This window comes from Escherichia sp. KCJ4928 (assembly GCF_004352695.1).
In the GTDB taxonomy this organism is placed as follows: Bacteria; Pseudomonadota; Gammaproteobacteria; order Enterobacterales; family Enterobacteriaceae; genus ECMA0423.
Genome location: NZ_SJWV01000072.1, coordinates 1 through 19,959 on the forward strand (window position 1 = coordinate 1; position 19,959 = coordinate 19,959).

The 19,959-nt window shown below is 50.5% G+C and carries 17 protein-coding genes and 1 pseudogene; 9 read left to right on the top strand and 9 right to left on the bottom strand.

The genetic code is table 11. The features are described 5' to 3' along the window. Positions 1-124: 124 nt before the first annotated feature. The 4 genes from lpxT to yeiP all read right to left on the bottom strand — a co-directional run bounded on the left by lpxT (position 125) and on the right by yeiP (position 4,242). A complete protein-coding gene (gene lpxT, locus E0D98_RS12480; protein ID WP_001296828.1) occupies positions 125-838 on the bottom strand; it encodes a Kdo(2)-lipid A phosphotransferase in 714 nt (237 codons plus the stop codon). A gap of 38 nt (positions 839-876) precedes the next feature. Beyond that, positions 877-1,863: a zinc-binding GTPase YeiR gene (yeiR, locus tag E0D98_RS12485; RefSeq protein ID WP_050877060.1), complete on the bottom strand. Its 987-nt coding sequence runs from the start codon at positions 1,861-1,863 to the stop codon at positions 877-879. 117 nt (positions 1,864-1,980) lie between these two features. After that, positions 1,981-3,447 carry a mannitol dehydrogenase family protein gene (locus E0D98_RS12490; RefSeq protein WP_050877061.1) on the bottom strand — a complete coding sequence of 489 codons (1,467 nt, stop codon included), beginning with the start codon at positions 3,445-3,447 and terminating at the stop codon, positions 1,981-1,983. Positions 3,448-3,669: 222 nt separating this feature from the next. After that, the gene (gene yeiP / locus E0D98_RS12495) at positions 3,670-4,242 is read right to left on the bottom strand and encodes an elongation factor P-like protein YeiP (protein WP_001136827.1); all 573 of its coding nucleotides are present in this window, start codon (positions 4,240-4,242) and stop codon (positions 3,670-3,672) included. Positions 4,243-4,396: 154 nt separating this feature from the next. On the opposite strand from yeiP, the gene E0D98_RS12500 reads away from it, so the two are divergent. Further along, a complete protein-coding gene (locus E0D98_RS12500; RefSeq protein WP_001349348.1) occupies positions 4,397-4,651 on the top strand; it encodes a YkgJ family cysteine cluster protein in 255 nt (84 codons plus the stop codon). On the opposite strand, the gene setB is transcribed toward E0D98_RS12500, so the two are convergent. Next, complete coding sequence (setB, locus tag E0D98_RS12505; RefSeq protein WP_050877062.1) at positions 4,648-5,829, bottom strand: sugar efflux transporter SetB; 1,182 nt, start codon at positions 5,827-5,829, stop codon at positions 4,648-4,650. The genes E0D98_RS12500 and setB overlap by 4 nt on opposite strands. 367 nt (positions 5,830-6,196) lie before the next feature. On the opposite strand from setB, the gene fruB reads away from it, so the two are divergent. The 6 genes and pseudogenes from fruB (at position 6,197) to E0D98_RS12535 (ending at position 13,607) form a co-directional block, all read left to right on the top strand. After that, entirely contained in the window at positions 6,197-7,327 is a 1,131-nt protein-coding gene (gene fruB, locus E0D98_RS12510; protein ID WP_000487246.1) for a fused PTS fructose transporter subunit IIA/HPr protein, read from the top strand. Next, positions 7,327-8,265, top strand: coding sequence for a 1-phosphofructokinase (fruK, locus tag E0D98_RS12515; RefSeq protein ID WP_000091263.1), 939 nt, complete (start codon positions 7,327-7,329; stop codon positions 8,263-8,265). The genes fruB and fruK overlap by 1 nt, the downstream gene beginning before the upstream one ends. 16 nt (positions 8,266-8,281) lie before the next feature. Continuing rightward, entirely contained in the window at positions 8,282-9,973 is a 1,692-nt protein-coding gene (gene fruA, locus E0D98_RS12520; RefSeq protein WP_000854469.1) for a PTS fructose transporter subunit IIBC, read from the top strand. Between the two features lie 423 nt (positions 9,974-10,396). Beyond that, positions 10,397-11,338, top strand: a complete 942-nt coding sequence (locus tag E0D98_RS12525) for a pseudouridine kinase (protein WP_050877063.1) — start codon at positions 10,397-10,399, stop codon at positions 11,336-11,338. Beyond that, positions 11,326-12,264 (top strand): pseudouridine-5'-phosphate glycosidase, encoded by a 939-nt coding sequence (gene psuG, locus E0D98_RS12530; RefSeq protein WP_001292469.1) that lies wholly within the window; start codon positions 11,326-11,328, stop codon positions 12,262-12,264. The genes E0D98_RS12525 and psuG overlap by 13 nt, the downstream gene beginning before the upstream one ends. Positions 12,265-12,357: 93 nt before the next feature. Beyond that, a pseudogene (locus E0D98_RS12535) lies at positions 12,358-13,607 on the top strand (NupC/NupG family nucleoside CNT transporter). Between the two features lie 70 nt (positions 13,608-13,677). Here the strand turns inward: E0D98_RS12535 and E0D98_RS12540 are convergent. Then, complete coding sequence (locus E0D98_RS12540; protein WP_000658580.1) at positions 13,678-14,376, bottom strand: transcriptional regulator YeiL; 699 nt, start codon at positions 14,374-14,376, stop codon at positions 13,678-13,680. Positions 14,377-14,505: 129 nt separating this feature from the next. On the opposite strand from E0D98_RS12540, the gene rihB reads away from it, so the two are divergent. Continuing rightward, positions 14,506-15,447: a ribosylpyrimidine nucleosidase gene (gene rihB, locus E0D98_RS12545; protein WP_000415455.1), complete on the top strand. Its 942-nt coding sequence runs from the start codon at positions 14,506-14,508 to the stop codon at positions 15,445-15,447. A 99-nt stretch (positions 15,448-15,546) separates the two neighbouring features. Then, positions 15,547-16,797 (top strand): NupC/NupG family nucleoside CNT transporter, encoded by a 1,251-nt coding sequence (locus tag E0D98_RS12550; RefSeq protein ID WP_000382941.1) that lies wholly within the window; start codon positions 15,547-15,549, stop codon positions 16,795-16,797. Positions 16,798-16,852: 55 nt separating this feature from the next. Here E0D98_RS12550 and E0D98_RS12555 read toward each other — a convergent pair whose 3' ends face one another. The 3 genes from E0D98_RS12555 to E0D98_RS12565 form a co-directional block, all read right to left on the bottom strand. After that, entirely contained in the window at positions 16,853-17,941 is a 1,089-nt protein-coding gene (locus E0D98_RS12555; RefSeq protein ID WP_000999819.1) for a sugar kinase, read from the bottom strand. A 3-nt stretch (positions 17,942-17,944) separates the two neighbouring features. Further along, positions 17,945-18,802, bottom strand: a complete 858-nt coding sequence (gene nfo, locus E0D98_RS12560) for a deoxyribonuclease IV (RefSeq protein ID WP_000873890.1) — start codon at positions 18,800-18,802, stop codon at positions 17,945-17,947. A 73-nt stretch (positions 18,803-18,875) separates the two neighbouring features. Then, positions 18,876-19,925 carry a YeiH family protein gene (locus tag E0D98_RS12565; protein ID WP_000182053.1) on the bottom strand — a complete coding sequence of 350 codons (1,050 nt, stop codon included), beginning with the start codon at positions 19,923-19,925 and terminating at the stop codon, positions 18,876-18,878. Between the last annotated feature and the right edge of the window lie 34 nt (positions 19,926-19,959).

Below are 19,959 nucleotides of genomic sequence, written 5' to 3' on the forward strand. Positions count from 1 at the left end.
AACGCATGCAATCCATTCATTTACTTAGAGAATGATTTTTGCGCGCGATGGATGAAAGCACGGTGCGCATCATCAGGATTATCCTCACTATAAAAATAAGCCTGATGATGTTAATTACTGTGAGTTATTTGTTTTGGAAATGTTTGTTTTTTCCCGGTAGTGATTTGTCAAAAAAGGTGATTAATCGATCACTTAATGGCGTCAGCAACACCCAGGGCAAACCGATCAATATCACGGTCATCGAACCGACAATGATGTCAGTAAACCAGTGTGCGCCAATCATTACTCTGGGAAATGCAAAAACCACAAAAATAATAAGGGCGATAAGGCCTGCAACTTTGCCGAAATAACGCCACATGAATGCCGAAAAAATAAGCAGCATCATGCCGTGATCGCCGGGAAAGCTATCTCGTGAGGCATCTTTCGTGGGAACAGAGAGCAGTTCGCTGACGCGGTTAATATCGGTAAAAGTCAATGTTGGGCTGGCCCGTTTTACAGGAATTAATGCCTGACCCAGCTGGTTTAATACCACTGCAGTTAATAGCATGACCAGACCCATAATCACGATACGTCGTCTGCCAGGGGCGTTTTCTTTCAGCCAGAAACTCAGCATCAACATTCCCATCGCCAGCAGAGAACAACCGTCGAAAGCGCGATTGTTGGTCAATGCAACCAGCCACAAAAAGGCCTTACTTTCGACCAGTTTCTGATTAAAGAAATAAAAAATATCCGCATCAATCGGCAACCAGAATCCATGATTAACGGGAATATACCAGGAAAGAAACAGCGCGAGGCCGACAATATTCAACAACACTATTTGCGGCAAATTTTTAATCATATTTTCTCTAATTATCTTACTGAAAAACGCAGGCAACCTTACGCGGTAGTCTCTAAACGAAGCTTCAACAGCGCGCTCTGCAAAGCATTCCAGTCAGCTTCGCTGCTGGAAATCAGCTCAATACGGCTGTCCGGTGGCGCAACGTTTTGCGTTTCAATGTGCAGGTCATCGCCCTGACGGTTGATTCGTACCAGCCCTTCGGGAATACGCAGCACGCCTTTGACGCGTTCCACCGGTGCAAGTCGCGCCCATTCCAGAATGCCAATGGTGTCGAATACCGTATCAGCGTCGAATATCCAGCCGCAGGCCTGATATCCTTGCCCGCTGTTCAGACTGCGACGCCAGCGTTGATGCTCTGGCAGGCTTAACGCTGCTAACCCTTTTTTCACGACATGCTGATGAGAATGCGCGGCGCTGGCGGGCAACTCGGCTAAATTGCGACGCGGCAAATCCAGAAGATGACCGTCAACTTTCCCATGCTCACTGTGAATTAATTGTCGATCGCCACCATTTTGCTGCCACCAACGCTGTAGCGCTTGCTCACTTTCGGGCGTCGCACGGTCGGATTTATTGGCGACAATGATGTCTGCGGCAGCCAGCTGGTCACGGAAGTTTTCATTGCTAGCGCTTTTTTCGTCCAGCAGCAGGCGTGGATCGAGAATGCACAAGGTGGCGCGCAGATCTATCCACGGTTCATAGACTGGTGCGGTTAACAGATCGAGGATCTGTTTCGGATGGCCCAGCCCGGTCGGCTCTATCAACAAGCGGTCTGGTTTTCCCTGACGCAGTAAGGTATTCAACCCTACCTGCATGGGTAAACCATTAACGCAGCACATGCAGCCGCCGGGGATCTCTTTCAGCAATGCGCCGCTATCGGCGAGCAAAGCACCATCAATTCCGACTTCCCCAAATTCATTAACCAGTACCGCCCATTTTTCGTTGGGATCTTTATGGGCTAACAGATGAAGAATCGACGTGGTTTTCCCGCTGCCGAGAAAACCGGTGATGAGGTTGGTCCTGGTCACAACGGCTCCGCAATACTCTGGTAAGTTAACTGAGCGTTAATCCTGGCTAAAAAAGGCAGAAAAGAGAAGGGGAGAGCGGACGAAGGTGAGCTTCATCCGCTTTAACCGCAGAAATCGTTAAATTTTGAGGGTGTTTAATAGCGCCTGATGTGCGCCGAATTGTACGATTTGTTGCCAGGCTTGTTCGATGGCCTGCACAAAATGCGGGTTATCTGGCAGATCATCACCGAAAACTTCACGCAGGGAAAGCAGGGCGGTTACGCGTTGTTCACTGCTGCTGCCCGCAACAAGTTCGCGAATTTTATCGCTAAGCGGATCGCGAACATCAATGGCATTTCCGGCATCATCAACGCCGCTGACGTAACGCATCCAGCCAGCAACGCCTAATGCCAGCAACGACCAGTCCGTTTCGCGCCCCAGATGTATGCGAATACCTGCCAGCATACGTTGCGGTAATTTCTGGCTACCATCCATTGCGATTTGCCAGGTCTTATGTTTCAGCGCCGGATTAGCAAAACGTGCAATTAACTTGTCCGCATATTGTGTTAAATCGACATCTTTAATTTGCAGTGTCGGCGCTTGCTCATCCAGCATTAATGTTCTGGCGGCATGGCGAAATGCGCGATCCTGCATGCAATCACTGATATGGGCGAATCCTGAGAGGTAACCCAGATAAGCGAGAAAAGAGTGGCTGCCATTAAGCATCCGCAGTTTCATCTCTTCCCATGGCAGGACATCATTCACCATTTGTACACCTGCGACTTCCCAGGCAGGACGCCCAGCGACGAAGTTATCTTCCACCACCCACTGGATAAACGGTTCGCAGCTAATCGCGCAGGGATCATTCACCCCCAGATGCTGGCTGATTTCCACCAGTGATTCGTCGGTTGCAGCCGGAACAATGCGGTCGACCATGGTTCCCGGAAAACTGACGTGTTCTTTTATCCACCCGGCGAGTTCTGGCGAACGTTTTTCTGCCATTCCCAGCACCGCGTTTTTCACCACATGGCCATTGTCGGGAATATTGTCGCAGGAGAGCACGGTAAACGGTGTAAGGCCGCGCTCACGGCGGCGTTTCAGTGCTTCGACGAGAATACCCGGTGCGGAGTGAGGTTCTTCAGGGGTTTGTAGATCGTGAATAATCCGCGGATTACTGGTGTCGAGTGCACCGGTGGCCGGGTCAATACAATAGCCTTTTTCGGTAATCGTCAGGGAAACAATTGCCACCTGTGGCTCGCAAAATTTCTCAATAATTGCCGCTAAGGAATCCAGTTTTGCATTAAGGCATTCGTGAACGGCACCGACAATTATCACCTGATTGCCGTCCGCACCTTTTTCCAGCACGGTATATAAATGGTTCTGTGCGCGGAGCTGGCTCATCAGTTGATCACCGCTGAACAAGCTGATTTCACAGATCCCCCAGTCGCCGCCCTGGGCATTCAGCACACGATCGGTCAGTAACGCCTGATGAGCGCGGTGAAAGGCGCCAAAGCCAAAATGAACGATACGTGATTGCAACTGCTGGCGATCGTAGCGTGGAGCGTGTACATGATGCGGGAGCGTAACGGAGGAAATTGTCTTCATAGGAGTCACGTCTTAGTAACGATAAATTAACAATGACAGTGTAAAGTTATATGACAGCAATTGAAATTGGTCTGGATTGTTAATGCGATGAAGTGTGAGGGCGATCAATCAACGAGTGAAAATTGAGGGCGTAAGGTGTTCAGGAAGCGCAAAATAGAAGATTGGTATAATAAATTAAAAAAGGGACAGCCTGAGCTATCCCTTTTCTGCATGCGGCTGAAGTTAGTCAGCACGCCCCATATAACGGCGTTCTTCGATATGGATACGAATTTTTTCGCCCGGGCTTAAGTATTCTGGTACCTGAATCACCAGACCAGTGCTCAATGTCGCCGGTTTGTTACGGGCGCTGGCAGATGCCCCTTTGATGCCTGGTGCGGTTTCAACGATTTCCAGATCAACGGTCTGCGGCAGCTCAAGCGCCAGCAGTTGACCGTCCCAGGTCAGCACCTGCATGTCCGGCATGCCGCCCTCTGGCATAAACAGCAACTCTTCTTCAATCTGATCTTTGGTGAAGGTATACGGGGTATAGTCTTCTTTATCCATAAAGACATATTCGTTGCCATCGACATAGGAGAAGTCAACGTAACGGCGGGTCAGCGTCACGGTGTCAACGATATCATCACCTTTGAAACGCTCTTCTACTTTCAGCCCGGTACGGACATCAGAAAAACGCATTTTGTACAGCGTAGCGGCACCGCGGGCAGTGGGCGACTGAATATCAATATCCTTAACCAGCAGCAGTTTGCCGTTGTAATTCAGTACCATACCTTTTTTAATTTCGTTCGCTCTTGGCATCGAAAAATTCCTGTAGTCGAAAATGTCAAAAATATCGCGACAAAGTACTCGCGACGGGCCTTTCGGGCAAGTGGTATTCGCACTTTTGCTGGTGCAAAAAAGGTGGTACTGTGCGCGCTCATCAATCCGGTGGTTAACCTTAAGAGAACAACGTATGAAATGCCGTCCGGGTTGCGGGGCGTGTTGCACTGCCCCTTCAATTTCCAGCCCTATTCCCGGTATGCCAGATGGCAAGCCCGCCAATACGCCCTGCATTCAGCTTGATGAACAGCAACGCTGTAAAATTTTCACCTCGCCACTGCGACCGAAAGTCTGTGCAGGCTTACAAGCCAGCGCTGAAATGTGCGGTAACTCGCGTCAGCAGGCCATGACCTGGCTTATCGATCTGGAAATGCTGACCGCGCCTTAAACATCTTTAATCCGCAGTAAGCAAAACAGAGTGGCGATAATCATCACCATCGCAAACCAGAACACAGCGTGATAATTCCAGATCTCGGCGACGATGCCCGCCACTGATCCTGCGATGATCCAGCCCACGCGCGACGTGTTGGTATAGAGCGTGGTGGCTGAACCCGCCTGACCGGGCATCAGATCCTGAAAATAGAGCATCCCGATGCCGCCCAGAATGCCAATAAAAATAGCATTTAGCAGCTGCAAGCCCAACAGAATGACAGGTGAATGCGCCATCAGCATTCCTGCGTAAAAACAGACGCCACCCACGGCAGCAACGCGCATTAAGAAACGCTTACCCAGACGTTTGGCGAAATATCCGGCAATCAACATCGTCGGGATTTCCAGCCCGGCGGCGGTCCCCATCATCACACCGGCCAGTTTCTCGGGAAGATGCAGTTCGTTGATAATTAATAGCGGCATGTTGATGATGTACAGGCTGTTCGAGCCCCACATCAATGTACAAATGACAAACAGCAGTAGCGTATCGCGACGGTTACGGCGCGGCGCTTCAACCGTGCCGGTCGCCAGCGGAAGCTCTTTTTGCATCGACGGTAAAAACAGCCACACCATCACGCCGCAAACAATAAACGCTACCGCTGCGCTCAGATACATTACCGTAAAGCTGAAACCCATCGCTAACGCATAAGCCAGCGGTGGGCCAATGACCCATGCCAGTGAAACCTGAGCGCGTAAAAAAGAGCTGAACATCACCGCCTCACGTCCGGTTTTGTCGGCATGTTCACGGGCAAGGGCAAACATTTGCGGGTTAGCGGTCGAGCCAAAGCTGCTAAGAAAGACGCCAACGAATAGCAAAACAAAGTAGTTGCGATTCCAGGCAAAAAGGGTGCAGGCCAGCACGCCTAACAGGCAGCAAAAGACAATCAGCGATTTGCGATCGCCGCGCTTATCAGAGCGCCCGGCGAGAAACTGACTTACCAGAATCCCAATGACAGCGCTGCCGGTAAAGAAGAATCCCACCATCGCCGGACGGGCATGTACTTCATCGGTAAGAAAAATACTGAGTGTCGGGGTTTGCAGAGCGCCCGCAATACCGGTGAGAAAGGCAACGATTAAAAACGCCGTCGAGGTCAGGTCAAACGATTTCGCGCTGGAGACTGCGGGGGAGTTATGCATGCTGGTCGATCACTGGAAGAGGAAGACGCGGAGTTTACGCTGCTTGTCAGAAAATAAACAGACAGCGAAATCAAAAGCGCCACGAATAATCAAAATGCCATTTCACTGTTGCTGATTGGCTGCTGACGCTGCTGAAATGAAATTGCTGATAACGGATTTTCCCATCAGCAATTAGGAAAAATGGCAAAAAATTGTGCAGCACATCAAACTTTTGCTCATAACTTTACGGCTTTCCTTGCGTGCTGAAACAGAAGTATTATGCTTTCTTGAAACGTTTCAGCGCGATCTTGTCTTTAACCCTAAGCCAGGTTGGCGCTTTTTTTCTCATAGAGGCTGAATCGTTTCAATTCAGCAAGAGAGGAGAACTATGTTCCAGTTATCCGTACAGGACATCCATCCGGGCGAAAAGGCCGGAGACAAAGAAGAGGCGATTCGCCAGGTCGCTGCGGCGCTGGTGCAGGCCGGTAATGTAGCAGAAGGCTACGTCAATGGCATGCTGGCGCGCGAACAGCAAACCTCAACGTTCCTCGGCAATGGTATTGCTATTCCACACGGCACTACCGACACCCGCGATCAGGTGCTGAAAACCGGCGTTCAGGTATTTCAGTTCCCGGAAGGCGTCACCTGGGGTGACGGTCAGGTAGCGTACGTGGCAATCGGTATTGCTGCCAGCTCGGATGAACATCTGGGCCTGCTACGCCAGCTGACCCACGTACTGAGCGATGATTCCGTTGCTGAACAACTGAAGTCAGCAACAACAGCAGAAGAACTTCGCGCATTACTGATGGGCGAAAAGCAGAGTGAGCAGCTGAAGCTCGACAACGAAATGCTGACGCTGGATATCGTCGCCAGCGATCTGCTGACTCTTCAGGCGCTGAACGCTGCGCGTCTGAAAGAGGCGGGGGCAGTTGACGCCACTTTCGTCACCAAAGCCATCAATGAACAACCGCTGAATCTCGGACAGGGTATCTGGCTGAGCGATAGCGCCGAAGGCAATCTGCGTAGCGCGATTGCGGTAAGCCGTGCGGCAAATGCTTTTGATGTGGACGGCGAAACGGCAGCCATGCTGGTGAGTGTGGCGATGAATGACGATCAGCCCATCGCGGTTCTTAAGCGTCTCGCTGATTTATTGCTCGACAATAAAGCTGACCGCTTGCTGAAAGCGGATGCGGCAACGTTGCTGGCGCTGCTGACCAGCGATGATGCGCCGACCGACGACGTGTTAAGCGCGGAGTTTGTGGTGCGCAATGAACACGGCCTGCATGCTCGTCCAGGTACCATGCTGGTCAATACCATTAAACAATTTAACAGTGATATTACCGTGACAAACCTTGATGGTACCGGCAAACCGGCAAACGGACGTAGTCTGATGAAAGTTGTGGCACTTGGCGTTAAGAAAGGTCATCGCCTACGCTTTACCGCCCAGGGTGCAGATGCTGAACAGGCGCTGAAAGCAATCGGCGACGCTATCGCTGCTGGTCTTGGGGAGGGCGCATAATGAGCAGACGTGTTGCTACTATCACCCTTAATCCGGCTTATGACCTTGTTGGTTTCTGCCCGGAAATTGAACGCGGCGAAGTGAACCTGGTGAAAACCACCGGTCTGCATGCGGCGGGTAAAGGCATCAACGTGGCCAAAGTATTAAAAGACCTGGGAATTGATGTCACCGTTGGCGGCTTCCTGGGTAAAGACAATCAGGATGGTTTTCAGCAACTGTTCAGCGAGCTGGGCATTGCCAACCGTTTCCAGGTTGTACAGGGGCGCACCCGAATTAACGTTAAGCTGACGGAAAAAGACGGCGAAGTGACCGACTTCAACTTCTCGGGTTTTGAAGTCACCCCCGCCGACTGGGAACGCTTTGTGACTGATTCTCTGAGCTGGCTCGGTCAGTTCGATATGGTCTGTGTCAGCGGAAGCTTACCGTCAGGCGTCAGCCCGGAAGCGTTCACCGACTGGATGACTCGCCTGCGTAGTCAGTGTCCTTGCATTATCTTTGATAGTAGCCGTGAAGCGTTAGTAGCAGGTTTGAAAGCGGCACCGTGGCTGGTGAAACCTAACCGCCGCGAGTTGGAAATCTGGGCAGGCCGTAAACTGCCTGAAATGAAAGATGTGATTGAAGCTGCACATGCGCTACGTGAACAAGGTATTGCGCATGTTGTTATTTCACTGGGTGCCGAAGGCGCGCTTTGGGTTAATGCCTCCGGCGAATGGATCGCCAAACCACCGTCAGTCGATGTCGTAAGCACCGTTGGCGCAGGGGATTCTATGGTTGGTGGCCTGATTTATGGCTTGCTGATGCGTGAATCCAGTGAACACACACTGCGTCTGGCGACAGCTGTTGCAGCCCTGGCGGTAAGTCAAAGCAATGTGGGTATTACCGATCGTCCGCAGTTGGCCGCAATGATGGCGCGCGTCGACTTACAACCTTTTAACTGACAGCAGGAGAGGCATAATGAAAACGCTGCTGATTATTGACGCTAATCTCGGTCAGGCACGCGCCTATATGGCGAAGACCCTGCTGGGCGCGGCGGCGCGAAAAGCAAAACTGGAAATCATCGACAATCCGAACGACGCAGAAATGGCGATTGTTCTCGGTGATTCCATCCCGAATGACAGCGCGCTGAACGGTAAAAATGTCTGGCTGGGTGATATTTCCCGGGCAGTTGCGCACCCTGAGCTGTTCCTGAGTGAAGCCAAAGGCCATGCGAAACCTTACACTGCGCCGGTCACTGCGACAGCACCGGTTGCCGCCAGCGGTCCGAAACGCGTAGTTGCGGTGACTGCTTGCCCGACTGGCGTAGCACACACCTTTATGGCGGCTGAAGCCATTGAAACCGAAGCGAAAAAACGTGGCTGGTGGGTGAAAGTTGAAACCCGTGGTTCTGTTGGCGCGGGTAATGCAATCACTCCCGAGGAAGTAGCCGCAGCGGATCTGGTGATTGTGGCGGCAGATATCGAAGTGGATCTGGCGAAATTTGCTGGTAAACCGATGTATCGTACCTCTACCGGTCTGGCGCTGAAGAAAACCGCGCAGGAACTGGATAAAGCGGTTGCTGAAGCAACGCCGTATGAACCGGCGGGCAAAACTCAAACGGCGACCACTGAAGGTAAGAAAGAGAGTGCAGGCGCTTATCGTCACTTGCTAACGGGCGTCTCTTACATGCTGCCGATGGTCGTTGCTGGTGGTCTGTGTATCGCGCTTTCTTTTGCTTTTGGTATCGAAGCGTTTAAAGAGCCGGGTACGTTGGCAGCGGCGCTGATGCAGATTGGTGGTGGTTCAGCCTTTGCGCTGATGGTGCCGGTACTGGCAGGTTATATTGCCTTTTCCATTGCCGATCGTCCGGGCCTCACGCCGGGTCTGATTGGCGGTATGCTGGCGGTCAGCACCGGTTCTGGCTTCATTGGTGGTATTATTGCGGGCTTCCTGGCTGGTTACATTGCGAAGTTAATCAGTACGCAATTGAAACTGCCACAGAGTATGGAGGCTCTGAAACCGATCCTGATCATTCCGCTAATTTCCAGTCTGGTGGTCGGTCTGGCGATGATCTACCTGATCGGTAAACCGGTTGCTGGCATTCTCGAAGGGTTGACTCACTGGCTGCAGACCATGGGGACTGCGAATGCGGTTCTGCTGGGGGCGATCCTCGGTGGCATGATGTGTACTGACATGGGCGGTCCGGTAAATAAAGCAGCGTACGCATTCGGTGTGGGTCTGCTGAGTACTCAAACCTATGGCCCGATGGCGGCGATTATGGCGGCAGGTATGGTGCCACCGCTGGCAATGGGCCTGGCAACAATGGTGGCGCGTCGCAAATTCGACAAAGCGCAGCAGGAAGGTGGCAAAGCCGCTCTGGTACTGGGACTGTGCTTTATTTCGGAAGGTGCAATTCCGTTTGCTGCTCGTGATCCGATGCGTGTGCTGCCGTGCTGTATCGTGGGTGGGGCGCTGACTGGCGCAATCTCAATGGCGATTGGTGCGAAACTGATGGCACCGCACGGTGGTCTGTTTGTTCTGCTGATCCCTGGCGCTATTACGCCGGTATTGGGTTACCTGGTAGCAATTATTGCCGGTACGCTGGTGGCGGGTTTGGCCTATGCCTTCCTGAAACGTCCGGAAGTGGACGCAGTAGCGAAAGCAGCGTAATAAAAGGTGTGTTACAGGGCAGAAATTTCCTGCCCTGTATCATTGGATGAGCGCAAAGGGAATGACCGGTTTGTAAATGTAATTTTATGAATTTAAATGGTTTTATCTTTCAGTAGAAACCTGAAACGTTCATCAAACACTAAGGTTATTTCCTCAAGGGCAGATTATTTTCTGCCCTTTTTTAGTGTTCCTGTTCTGTGCATCCCGTCACAAATTCCTCGCTTTTGTAATTCAGGCATTTAATCGCATTTTGTGAGCCTGCTCAAATCTGCCCATTTTGCCTCTCTGGCGGTAATTTACTTTACGTAAAACATGCATACTATGAGCACATGTTTAAATATGAACACATGTTTAAACCGTCTTTGCAGTATCTATATTCTTGTGGATTGACAGGGTTGGTAATTTTTTACCAGAGGACGTGCTATGCGCGAAAAGGATTATGTCGTAATTATAGGTTCGGCGAATATTGATGTCGCCGGATATTCACATGAATCATTAAATTATGCGGATTCAAATCCAGGTAAAATAAAATTTACGCCTGGTGGAGTAGGGCGCAATATTGCACAAAACCTGGCGTTGCTGGGTAACAAAGCCTGGCTACTGAGCGCAGTAGGCAGTGATTTTTATGGTCAATCGCTGCTAACGCAAACCAATCAATCTGGCATTTATGTCGATAAATGCCTGATTGTGCCGGGAGAAAATACGTCTAGTTATTTATCATTACTCGATAATACCGGTGAAATGCTGGTTGCTATAAATGACATGAATATTAGCAACGCTATTACAGCTGAATATCTCGCACAGCACCGTGAATTTATTCAGAGGGCAAAGGTCATTGTCGCAGACTGTAATATCAGTGAAGAGGCACTGGCATGGATTCTGGATAATGCCGCCAACGTACCCGTATTTGTCGATCCGGTTTCAGCGTGGAAATGTGTCAAAGTGCGCGACCGTCTAAATCAGATCCACACTCTCAAGCCAAACCGCCTTGAAGCGGAAACCCTGAGTGGGATTGCGCTGTCAGGGCGTGACGATGTGGCAAAAGTTGCTGCCTGGTTCCATCAACATGGCCTGAACCGACTGGTATTGAGCATGGGCGGCGATGGCGTTTATTACAGCGATATCAGCGGTGAAAATGGCTGGTCTGCGCCGATCAAAACCAATGTTATTAATGTTACCGGAGCGGGCGATGCCATGATGGCGGGACTTGCTTCGTGTTGGGTAGACGGAATGCCGTTTGCCGAATCTGTTCGTTTCGCACAGGGATGTTCGTCAATGGCGCTCTCCTGTGAATACACCAATAACCCCGATTTATCGATTGCCAACGTTATATCGTTAGTGGAGAACGCAGAATGTCTGAATTAAAAATTTCCCCTGAATTATTACAAATTTCCCCGGAAGTGCAGGACGCTTTAAAAAACAAAAAACCGGTTGTGGCGCTGGAATCGACCATTATTTCTCACGGGATGCCGTTCCCACAAAATGCCCAGACCGCAATTGAAGTAGAAGAAACTATTCGTAAACAGGGCGCAGTACCTGCCACTATCGCCATTATTGGCGGCGTGATGAAAGTGGGTTTAAGCAAAGAAGAAATTGAATTACTGGGTCGTGAAGGGCATAACGTGACCAAAGTTAGTCGTCGCGATTTACCTTTTGTTGTTGCCGCCGGAAAAAATGGCGCAACCACTGTGGCTTCAACGATGATTATTGCGGCGCTTGCCGGAATTAAAGTATTTGCCACCGGGGGAATTGGTGGTGTGCATCGCGGGGCGGAACATACCTTCGATATTTCTGCCGATTTGCAAGAACTGGCAAATACTAATGTCACCGTTGTTTGTGCCGGGGCGAAATCTATTCTCGATTTAGGATTAACCACTGAGTATTTAGAAACCTTCGGTGTGCCGTTAATTGGCTATCAGACTAAAGCGCTGCCTGCGTTTTTCTGCCGTACCAGCTCGTTTGACGTCAGCATTCGTCTCGACAGCGCCAGTGAAATTGCCCGTGCAATGGCGGTGAAATGGCAAAGCGGGCTGAACGGTGGCCTCGTGGTAGCGAACCCGATCCCGGAACAGTTTGCGATGCCGGAGGAATCTATCAATGCAGCCATAGATCAAGCCGTCGCCGAAGCCGAAGAGCAGGGCGTTATTGGTAAAGAAAGTACACCGTTCCTGCTGGCGCGCGTTGCTGAGCTAACAGGCGGTGATAGCCTGAAATCCAATATTCAACTGGTCTTTAATAACGCCATTCTGGCGAGCGAAATTGCCAAAGAATATCAGCGTCTCGTGGGTTAATTTCTGGCGGGCAGAAAGCCGTCGCCCGTACTCATCAAACATACCAAAACCTGGCGCTGACGCCGGGTTTACTGGCATGAAGGGAAAATCATTATGGATATAATGAGAAGTGTTGTGGGGATGGTGGTATTGCTGGCAATTGCCTTTGTGTTGTCGGTAAATAAAAAGAGCATCAGCTTGCGCACGGTTGGCGCTGCGCTGCTGCTGCAAATTGCCATTGGTGGCATCATGCTCTATTTTCCCCCGGGAAAATGGGCAGTAGAGCAGGCGGCATTAGGCGTCCATAAAGTGATGTCCTACAGTGACGCAGGAAGTGCCTTTATTTTTGGTTCGCTGGTCGGTCCCAAAATGGATGTTCTGTTTGACGGTGCGGGCTTTATCTTCGCCTTTCGCGTACTCCCGGCGATTATTTTCGTTACCGCGCTTATCAGCTTGCTGTACTACATTGGCGTAATGGGGCTGCTGATTCGTATTCTTGGCAGTATTTTTCAGAAAGCCCTCAACATCAGCAAAATCGAATCTTTTGTCGCAGTCACCACTATTTTCCTCGGGAAAATGAGATCCCGGCGATCGTTAAACCTTTTATTGATCGCATGAATCGCAACGAGCTATTTACGGCTATTTGTAGCGGCATGGCGTCTATTGCGGGTTCGATGATGATTGGCTATGCCGGAATGGGCGTGCCGATTGACTATTTGTTAGCCGCTTCGCTGATGGCTATTCCTGGCGGTATCCTGTTTGCACGTATTCTTAGTCCGGCGACGGAACCTTCGCAAGTTACGTTTGAAAATCTGTCGTTTAGCGAAACACCGCCAAAAAGCATTATTGAAGCTGCGGCGAACGGTGCAATGACCGGGCTGAAAATCGCCGCCGGTGTGGCGACGGTGGTAATGGCATTTGTGGCAATTATTGCGCTGATCAACGGCATTATTGGTGGAGTTGGCGGCTGGTTTGGTTTTGCCAATGTCTCTCTGGAAAGCATTTTCGGCTATGTGCTGGCCCCGTTGGCATGGATTATGGGGGTGGACTGGAGTGATGCAAATCTTGCCGGAAGTTTGATTGGGCAGAAACTGGCGATTAATGAGTTTGTTGCTTATCTCAATTTCTCGCCCTATCTGCAAACGAGCGGCACGCTGGATGTCAAGACCATTGCCATTATCTCGTTCGCCCTCTGTGGGTTTGCAAACTTTGGTTCTATCGGTGTTGTCGTTGGCGCATTTTCGGCTATTTCGCCAAAACGTGCTCCAGAAATCGCCCAGCTTGGTTTACGGGCGCTGGCAGCAGCAACGCTTTCCAACCTGATGAGTGCGACTATTGCCGGGTTCTTTATTGGTCTGGCGTAATGCTCGATTTGTAGACCGGATAAAACGTATTAAGCGTTGCATCCGGCAATCGCGCTATTGCAAATAATTTTTACTGCATCATCCCGGAGAATTTATTCTCCGGGTCCATCTCCAGCGCCAGTCCTGACAACTGCTTTCTGTTTTTAATGAGATACCCTTTCTTGCTTTTAGTTAATAAACCGTCGTGAATGAATTGCGCGAGAACATATAAAAGATGTCGATAAGAAACGCCTAAATACTCTGCCGCTTGCGTATGCTTTTCGTGATAAAGATCACCTTCCTGCGAGAGTAATATAAATGCTGCCAGGCGATTCACTAACGGAAATGATTGATTCTGAGTTAAAGAAACAATATTACGATAATTTTTATGACTTAAGGTGACGCAGAGTTTTCGTAAAAATAGCGTGTCGTTTAATAACCGCGGGCGGTAATGTTTCATAGGGAGCGCAAGGCACCAACACTCTTCAATAGCCTGCACCGCACGCGGTTCATGGTCTTTGTCGATTAACTCAATCTCGCCAATAAAACAGGGGGCGGCAAAGAAATCGATCAGCGACACGCGACCATTAGCTAGCGTGGCGTAAAGCCTGGCGCGGCCTCGCGTCAGGTAAAACAGCCAGGACGGCTGTTGCCCTTCCTGCACAATGTAGTCACGCGCTAAAAAATGAAACAGCCGCGTATCGGCTGAAACATCCGTTAAAAAGCAATCCTTAAACGCGGATTCACTCATCAATTGCTGCTTAAGATCATTATTGTGGATTTCTTTCACGATGTTTATCCGCTATGAGATTTCTCATATTTAGCATACGTACGCGGTTGGTAAGATTCAATCATCGGCCCGGTCGAATTTTCTTTGCTGTAGAAAAAATAACGCAACTGGAAACAGAGGAAATAAACAATGGAAAAGAGAAAAATTATTCTGGATTGTGATCCGGGTCATGATGATGCTATTGCAATGATGATGGCAGCGAAACATCCGGCAATAGATTTATTAGGCATCACTATTGTAGCGGGTAATCAGACGCTTGATAAAACATTAATTAATGGCCTGAATGTTTGCCAGAAACTGGAGATTAATGTTCCGGTTTATGCGGGGATGCCGCAACCCATTATGCGTCAACAAATCGTTGCCGATAATATTCACGGTGAAACCGGACTGGATGGCCCGGTATTCGAGCCGCTGACCCGCCAGGCAGAAAGTACCCACGCGGTGAAATACATCATTGATACCCTGATGGCAAGCGATGGCGATATCACTCTGGTGCCGGTTGGTCCGCTTTCAAATATCGCGGTGGCAATGCGTATGCAACCCGCGATCCTGCCCAAAATCCGTGAAATTGTGCTAATGGGCGGCGCTTACGGTACAGGCAACTTCACGCCATCTGCCGAGTTCAACATCTTTGCTGACCCGGAAGCAGCCCGCGTGGTGTTCACCTCTGGCGTTCCATTAGTGATGATGGGCCTCGATCTCACCAACCAGACCGTTTGCACCCCGGACGTGATTGCTCGGATGGAAAGGGCAGGCGGCCCTGCCGGAGAGCTGTTCAGCGACATCATGAACTTCACTCTCAAAACGCAGTTCGAAAACTACGGCCTGGCTGGCGGCCCGGTGCACGACGCCACCTGCATCGGTTATCTGATTAACCCTGATGGCATTAAAACCCAGGAGATGTACGTCGAAGTGGACGTCAACAGTGGCCCTTGCTATGGGCGCACCGTCTGCGACGAGCTGGGCGTTCTTGGCAAGCCCGCCAATACCAAAGTCGGCATCACTATTGATACCGACTGGTTCTGGGGCTTAGTCGAAGAGTGCGTGCGCGGCTACATCAAAACCCATTAAGCGTTGATAACAAGCCGGGCCGATAGCGCAAGATGCAGGCCCGGCTATTTCTGATGGGCAGAAAGCCGTCGCCCAATATGACATGAAGAGATAATCACTATGGATGTCATGAGAAGTGTTCTGGGAATGGTGGTATTGCTGGCAATTGCATTTTTGCTGTCAGTAAACAAGAAGAAGATCAGCCTGCGTACCGTTGGCGCGGCGTTAGTGTTACAGGTTGTGATTGGCGGGATTATGCTTTGGTTACCGCCAGGGCGTTGGGTCGCTGAAAAAGTCGCTTTTGGCGTGCATAAAGTGATGGCGTACAGCGACGCGGGTAGCGCATTTATCTTCGGTTCGCTGGTCGGGCCGAAAATGGACACGCTGTTTGATGGCGCAGGATTTATCTTTGGTTTCAGGGTATTACCGGCAATTATCTTCGTCACTGCACTGGTGAGTATTCTCTACTACATCGGTGTGATGGGGATTTTAATTCGCATTCTCGGCGGTATATTCCAGAAAGCATTAAATATCAGCAAGATTGAGTCATTCGTCGCGGTCACCACCATTTTCCTCGGGCAAAACGAAATTCCGGCGATCGTCAAACCCTTTATCGATCGTCTGAATCGCAATGAATTATTTACAGCGATTTGTAGTGGCATGGCCTCGATTGCTGGTTCGACAATGATTGGTTACGCCGCCCTGGGCGTACCTGTGGAATATTTGCTGGCGGCATCGTTAATGGCGATCCCAGGCGGGATCTTGTTTGCCCGCCTGTTAAGCCCGGCTACGGAATCTTCGCAGGTTTCCTTTAATAACCTCTCTTTCACCGAAACACCGCCAAAAAGCATTATTGAAGCCGCTGCGACAGGGGCAATGACCGGGCTGAAAATCGCCGCCGGTGTAGCGACAGTTGTTATGGCATTTGTCGCCATCATTGCGTTAATTAATGGTATTATCGGCGGCGTTGGCGGCTGGTTTGGTTTTGCACATGCCTCGCTGGAGTCCATTTTAGGTTACCTGTTGGCCCCATTGGCGTGGGTGATGGGGGTTGACTGGAGTGATGCAAATCTTGCCGGGAGTTTGATTGGGCAGAAGCTGGCGATCAATGAATTTGTCGCTTATCTCAATTTCTCGCCATATCTGCAAACGGGTGGCACTCTGGATGCTAAAACCGTGGCGATTATTTCTTTCGCGTTGTGCGGTTTCGCTAACTTTGGTTCTATCGGGGTGGTGGTGGGGGCGTTTTCTGCGGTTGCGCCACACCGTGCGCCGGAAATCGCCCAACTTGGTTTACGCGCGCTGGCGGCGGCGACACTTTCTAACCTGATGAGTGCTACTATTGCAGGATTCTTTATTGGTTTAGCGTAGTGCGCAATTTATGAGCCGGATAAGATGCGGTCAAGCGTCGAATCCGGCAACATTGTTACACCATTGGCACTAATGAAAGCGCGTTATCGGCAGACAGGGTAGGGTTGTTTAAGCTGCCGCTGGCGCGCGAAATTGCCGCGCAGGCTACCGCAAAACGGGCGCTGTCGCGGAAACTGTATCCTTCAAGAAAGCTATATACCAGGCCCGCCATAAAACCATCGTCAGCACCAAAACTGTCTACTGTCGTATGCGCTGGCGCGGTCAGCAAAAATTGTTCTCCATCCTTATCGCTGCAAAATACAGATTCATCTTTCAGATAAACAAAAATGCGTTTAACACCTTGTTGATGCAGCGAATTTACAGCTCTGATGCGATCGTTGTCGTCTTTAATCGGTTGCCCCCACAAAATTTCCAGTTCATTTTGTGTTGGTTTCAGAGTGTGGATCCGGCTGTACCAGTTTTTTACTTTGTTCGCTTTAAATTCGGAAACGGTATCGACAAACATCGGAATTTCATCAGCAATGGTAAAGACCCACTCCAGGGCTTCAGGTGTGAGATTACAATCAGCCAGCACCACACCAGCATGGCGAATCAAGTCCCGTGAAGTATTGAGCAGTTGAGGCGTTAGCTGTTGCAGAATATGTGTGTCATTGATTGCCAGGATAGTTTCTTCCTGCTTATTAGCGATAGCGAGATAAGTTGCAGTGCTGTGTCCATGCAGACGAATGCAGTTTGAAACGTTCACGCCCGCGCGGCGCGTTTCTTCCAGTAATGTCTCGCCGTAAAAATCGTTGCCAATAGCTGATATTAAATGCACATCCCGACCAAGCAGAGCCAGGTTATGCGCGATATTACGTCCGACGCCGCCTGCGGAACAGTGAACAGAACCTGGATGAGAGGCTGCTTGCGGGTAACGGATATCCGCCATTCCGCGAATATCCATATTGATTGCACCCACAACCACACAGTAATCCTGCTCGGTAAGGATATATCCTTTGCCTTTAATCAAACCCTTGCGCATCAAATCCATAATATGAGCGGCAACACGTGAGCGGCTGATTTGCAGAATATCGGCGATTTCATTCTGTTGAATCAGCGGGTTACGCCGTAAAATTTTAAGAATCTGCTTTTCCCTGTCGTTCATCGATCAGGCCACCGCTTTTTCAGTTTGTTGCGCTTTCAGCCAGGCGATCTCTTCTGCCCAGATATCCGGGTTGATGGTTTCAAGGATCAGCGGAATGCCGTCGAAACGGTCGTCCTGCATGATCCAGCGGAACGCATCATGACCGATATTGCCTTCACCGAGGCTATGATGGCGGTCAACGCGGCTGCCAAAGGTGCTTTTCGCATCGTTAAGGTGCATCCCGCGCAGATACTTAAAGCCAACAATACGGGCAAAATCCGCGAACGTTTTCTCGCATTCGGCTGGAGTACGCAAATCATACCCGGCAGCGAAAGCATGGCAGGTATCAATGCAGACGCCGACACGGGATTTATCTTCCACGCCGTCGATAATCGCCGCGAGATGTTCGAATTTAAACCCTAAGTTACTGCCCTGACCGGCGGTGTTTTCAATCACCGCTGTTACACCTTGAGTTTTATCCAGCGCAATGTTGATGGATTCGGCAATACGCGCAAGGCAATCCTCTTCTGAAATCTGCATCAGATGGCTGCCAGGGTGGAAGTTGAGCAAAGAAAGCCCCAGTTGTTCGCAACGCTGCATTTCATCTATAAAGGCATCGCGCGATTTTTCCAGAGCTTCAGTGACCGGATGTCCGAGGTTAATCAGATAGCTGTCGTGGGGAAGAATTTGCGCCGATGTGTAGTGATATTTTTCACAGGCCGCTTTGAATTCATCGATGGTTTGCGTCGTGAGCGGTGCGGCACGCCACTGACGTTGGTTTTTGGTGAACAAGGCAAACGCGGTTGCGTCGATTTCGGCGGCGCGAATTGCGGCATTTGCCAGACCGCCAGCAGCACTAACGTGCGCTCCAATGTATTTCATGCGAGGACTCCTGTTAAACCCGCTGGAGGAAAACGGTAATGATAGCGGGTTAACAGGAGCAAGATGTAGTGGTTTATGCGATGACGCTTTGAATCACATAGTTAATCGCACCACCACCAACAATCAGCCAGGCAAACAGTACCAGTGCCATCAGCAGAGGTTTCGCCCCGGCTTTTTTCAGCGCGCTGACGTGAGTGGTCAGACCCAGCGCCGCCATCGCCATTGCCAGCAGGAAGGTATCCAGCGTTACCAGCATGTTCACCACGCTCTGCGGTAACAGGTGGAACGAGTTAAAGATGGCAACGACGATGAACAATATGGCAAACCACGGAATAGTGATTTTGCTTTTCTCGCCGCTGTTCGCCCCAGACAGCTGTTTAACACGCGCCGCCAGCAGGATGAGGAACGGAGCCAGCATCATCACGCGCAGCATTTTGGAAATAACTGCTGCGTTTTCCGCATCCGGGCTGATGGCATGACCTGCCGCCACCACCTGCGCCACTTCGTGCACAGTAGAACCAATGTAGATACCGAAAGTTTCCGGACTAAACCATTGAGACATCAGCGGATATATCGCCGGGTAGAGGAAAATCGCGACGGTCCCGAAGATAACAACGGTTGCAACAGCCACGGTTACTTTACTGGCTTCCGCTTTCACTACCGGCTCAGTCGCCAGTACCGCGGCAGCACCACAGATACTGCTACCGGCACCGATCAACCAGCTGGTGTGCTTATCCAGACCAAACACTTTCTGCCCCAGGAAGCAAGCCAGCAGGAAGGTACTGGACAGCGTCAGCACGTCAATGATGATCCCACTGATACCGACATCGGCAATTTGCGAGAACGTCAGACGGAAGCCATAAAGAATGATACCCAGACGTAATAAATATTGCTTGGCAAACAGCACACCACCGTCACAGCTTTTCCAGATGTGCGGATAGATGGTGTTGCCTAAAACCATCCCCAACAAGATTGCGAGGGTGAGGGCACTAAACCCGGCACCCGCAACCGCGGGAATGGAACCACCCCACAGGGCGACCCCGGTGATAACTGCACTCAGGGCTAACCCCGGAATAAAATGCCACAGTGTACGATGTTGTTTCTGTAAGGTGATATTCGTCATAACCCTCTCCTTTAACCGGGCATAAGGTTACGAC